The organism is Streptococcus sp. HMSC070B10 (genome assembly GCF_001808665.1).
Classification (GTDB): domain Bacteria; phylum Bacillota; class Bacilli; order Lactobacillales; family Streptococcaceae; genus Streptococcus.
The window spans coordinates 1-4,134 of the sequence record NZ_KV794205.1 but is presented as its reverse complement, the minus strand read 5'-3'; the positions used below and the strand labels follow the sequence as shown (position 1 = coordinate 4,134).

The window sequence follows — 4,134 nt, the reverse complement described above, 5'->3', positions numbered from 1 at the left end:
AACGACTAGAGTAGATAGTGGTCCAGTCTTTAAGGACTTTATTACGGAGTACATTATCTGCTTCCTTGCGAATCTCATCGACAGTCTTTCCATGCTCCACTAGAAAGGCTTCTATTTGAGATTGCTGAAAATATCCTGTACTCTCATCATCATAGTACCACATAAACCGTTCTAATTGCTGATTGTTTACATCGTACTGGTAATCTACATTTATGGTTGTCTCTGTATCTGGCAGTCTCAAACGCATTTCTATCCCAACTTTCGTCATCTCCTGAAATCCAAAATAAAAATAATAACCTAGAGAATGAATAGTGTTTGGTAAATTTACACTTTTATAATCAATAGAATGTTTATATAAATCTTGAGATCCATTATCGATAATTTTTAACCCTTTTAACTTATAAAAAGCTCGTCCTTTCCAGAGAAATGTATAATTGTGATAATCACTTTCTTCGTAGTATATTTCATCAAAAATATTGTGAACTCTCTGATATTTATAATACTGAAAACCAGAGAAAGATAATAATAGAACTATTAGCAACGAAAAAATTGCAAATTTCCTCTTCTTCATCTAATCACCTCATCTCTATCAAGTCTTGATTACCTGCTTCAATATTTCGAATGAAATTATAAGTACTTGGGTAATTTTTTTGTAGGTAGGCCATACACTGTTCTTCATTAGGTAATTCAAAATGCGATTGCATTCCCGATTCTTCCACATATTTCATATTATCTGGTAGTAATTTTGTGAAAATTTTTTGTTTAATTTCTTCTACCGATTTATACTCTACAAATTTTTCTGCACGAGTGTATTCGCCTCGTTTCATTTCTGAGTAATACTCGTTTGAAGCTTCAATATATGATATTTTTTTACGTTTCATTTTTTGTGTGATATTTACCGCATCTAAGTCTGCTTTATAATCGTCATTTCCAAAACTAATATCATCACTATCAGTAAGCGTCGCATCACCTAACCAACCTGCAAAATCGTTAACATTCTCGTGTCCAAATTTTGTTAAATCACTTCCTCTAAGTCTATTATTTAAGTTCGATGCTGTAGTAATAGAGAAATGAGCAAAATCTCCTTTTCCATAAAAGGAAGAGTACTTTTCATTCCATTTTTCCTCGAACATCTCGTCGGTCAATTGAACACCATAGACTTTTTCATAAGTTGACTTATATTTTTTTCGTTCATCAACGTTCATACCAGCATAGTTTCTATATATTCCTGAGGAAATTTGACTTTGTAATCGAATATTATAACGTAACTTGGTTATTTGATTATCAGTTAATCCCAAATGTTTCAACAATGTTTTACCATCAAGTGGGAGGCCAGTTTTATCCGAAGGTGTGCCAGCAACGTCCATCCAACTGACATCACTAATATATCCTTTAGCCTTATCTCCCATTGATTCACCATTCTCAAAGCCTTCTGAATATATAAAACTCCCTAGTGTCACTAACAAAAGTTGTTCCCGTTCCGTTTGAGATAAATACGGGAATTTTTCATCAATCAATGTGGATATTTCAGTAATCAGTCCACTCATCTCTTTATCAAAGCCATACTGTTCAACTAGCATATTTATAAATTTATCTGATTTATTCTCTGCTTTATAATCCAATGACTCAATCTTCACATCCTTCATCTTCTGTACCCAGCTCATGTCCATACCGTCCGCATAGTAGTTGCCATCGCCATCGACAATGATTTTACTCAGTTGTGTAGCTCCTTTGATAGCTAAGCCAAGGACTTCTAGGCTATCGTTGAAATACTGGGAAACCTGTGAGACAAAAAATTCTAGTTTTTTAATCTTATCATTCAAATCCTGAATACCCGACTCGATTTGAAACTTGGTATTGTAGAGGATGGTCTTCTCAGAGAAGGCTTTCCCCCAATTGAGACTAAAGAGGTCTGTGATTTGATTTAGCCAGTTCTCCCTCACTTGAATCTGAGCTTCTACGATAGCTAACTGCTCTTCTCTCAGCTTTTTTAATTCCTTAAGCTGGTCTAGGTCCAAATCACCATATCCAGAGACCTGAGCATCCGCGTGTTTGTAGGAGGTCAACTCTAGTTGGATATCATCTATCGCTGCTTGGAGCTTTTTGATGCTGGGGATGATAATCTCTGTAAAGAGACCTTTACCAGCTGTGTAGGCTGCTCCTGTCAACTCACCTGAGTCTAAAGAGGAAATCAGGTGGTCACATCCACTTGATAAACGGTCTGTGACTTCATTTGCGACTCGGAGGTTGTTCGTCATGGCCTGAATCAATTCTTGGGATTCTTGTGCGCTGTATTTTACTCCCATGGTAGCCGATTCCTTTCCGCTATCAGTTCTTCTCTGGCTTCATCGAAAGTAACAACCAGATAGCCATCAAAAGTCAAAATAAACCTCCATCACCAAACAAATGGCAACCATTTAGGCTTACTTAAGGTTTCTTAAACTTACCTATCCACCACTTGAGCTTCAAAGTGTGCTGGCTTGTCATCTACATTGGTGATGGTGATAGTGTAGGAGGTTTCTTCCGTCACCCCAAATACATCCTTTATTTCCCCTTGAACCACTATTCCATCACTTTCTAAATAGATGCTTTTACTCTTATCATTTGGTAAGTCTTTGCGCTCTGTACCATCTTTGGAAATAATAATCTCAGTTATTGACTGCTTCTCAACATTATAAACCGTATTACTTCCTTTCATACCCCATCCTTTTCGGCCCGATAATTTTAATTTAGCATCATCTTTTTTTTCTAAAATCAATTCCGAATTATACTCCAACTGGTCTGTATTGGGATAAACTTTCAATTGAACATTTTGACCAGGCTGGAGGGTGTAGCTTCCATAAGTAAAAATCGAATAAACAAACCAAACAGCAAATGAAGCATATAAGAAGCCAATGATCTTTCGGGAACGTTTGCTTTTAAAACGACGTAAAAGTAAGATGAGAGTTACTATAAATATCAGTGGTGTTACCATTTAATTTTTTCCTTTCTTATAATCATCCATACCATCTTGAATTGCCGCCGCATCACCTTCATTATCTCCATATTGCCCCATTAATAAACTTACATCGTATTTTATATCTGCTCCTACAAAATAATATTTGTCAACTTTTAAGAAATCTGAAATATGCTGAGCCTTTCCTGCACCAAGTTTTATTAACTCATCACCCCATCCTAAATAACCTTTTCCAACATATCCAAAGAGATAATTACCTAAATAATCAGATTTCATTCCTTCCTCCCATTGACGGCCCCAGATTGAAAACGGATAGTCTTCTCTGTACACGCGATTTTTTAAATCTAGAGGTTTTTTTGTATTAACTAATTCAATAAAAGTAGCAGTATCTCCCAATTCCACTCCTACTGGAATAGAATTATCTACCGTTCCATTATCTCCCGGACTTTTCCATGAACTCCTACCTTTTTGAATTAATTCAGCTCTTTTTTTATCTTCAAATTCTTTTACATCTAATATGTCATCTCCCATCTTTGCAACTATTTTTTTTATATTTTCACTATTTACTGATTTAAAAAAATTATTCTCAGCTTCTTTAACAAATAGGTTATCTGAATATGGATCCCATGGACCATTATAAGAACTACGTTTCCTCCAGTACTCTTCAAAAGCTGCTCTATTATTATAAAAAAGGTAATCTTCATAAGCTGTAACGATTAAGTTCGTTTTATCACTCGAAGTCTTATCACTTTTTTTAATTTCTTCAACTTTCTCCTCTAGGTTCTTCATATTAGCTCTATTAGAAATTTCTCTCTGCATTTGATCTAAAACTTCTTTAGGTAGTTGAGCTTGTGGGTGAAGTCGAATAAAAGATTCTAAAATTTGGAACTCCTTATCGCTAAGTTCTTTTCCATTTTGCAACTTATCTAAGATTTTTTGGTATTCTTTATGCAAATCCTTAGCTTTCTTAGAAGAATCATATTTTGCACTCTCAATCTTCACATCCTTCATCTTCTGTACCCAGCTCATGTCCATACCGTCCGCATAGTAGTTGCCATCGCTATCGACAATGATTTTACTCAGTTGCGTGGCTCCTTTGATGGCTAAGCTAAGGACTTCTAGGCTATCACTGAAATACTGGGAAACCTGTGAGACAAAAAATTCTAGTTTTTTAATCT

General features: G+C 35.4%; 4 protein-coding genes. All 4 read right to left on the bottom strand.

Annotated features, from left to right (window positions below):
- Positions 1-571, bottom strand: a 571-nt coding sequence (locus HMPREF2613_RS07135) for a TipC family immunity protein (protein WP_070479856.1), incomplete at its 3' end; no start/stop codon positions are given.
- 4 nt (positions 572-575) lie between these two features.
- Entirely contained in the window at positions 576-2,306 is a 1,731-nt protein-coding gene (locus HMPREF2613_RS11795; RefSeq protein WP_070479855.1) for a hypothetical protein, read from the bottom strand.
- Between the two features lie 137 nt (positions 2,307-2,443).
- Entirely contained in the window at positions 2,444-2,974 is a 531-nt protein-coding gene (locus HMPREF2613_RS07125; RefSeq protein WP_049491250.1) for a hypothetical protein, read from the bottom strand.
- Positions 2,975-4,134 (bottom strand): polymorphic toxin type 44 domain-containing protein (locus tag HMPREF2613_RS11585; RefSeq protein WP_261673981.1); only part of this gene is annotated, 1,160 nt, incomplete at its 5' end.

What these genes read in the sequence shown, in the direction of transcription:
- HMPREF2613_RS11795 (WP_070479855.1), bottom strand. Translation starts at nt 2,306, where the DNA reads ATGGGAGTAAAATACAGCGCACAAGAATCCCAAGAATTGATTCAGGCC.
- HMPREF2613_RS07125 (WP_049491250.1), bottom strand. Translation starts at nt 2,974, where the DNA reads ATGGTAACACCACTGATATTTATAGTAACTCTCATCTTACTTTTACGT.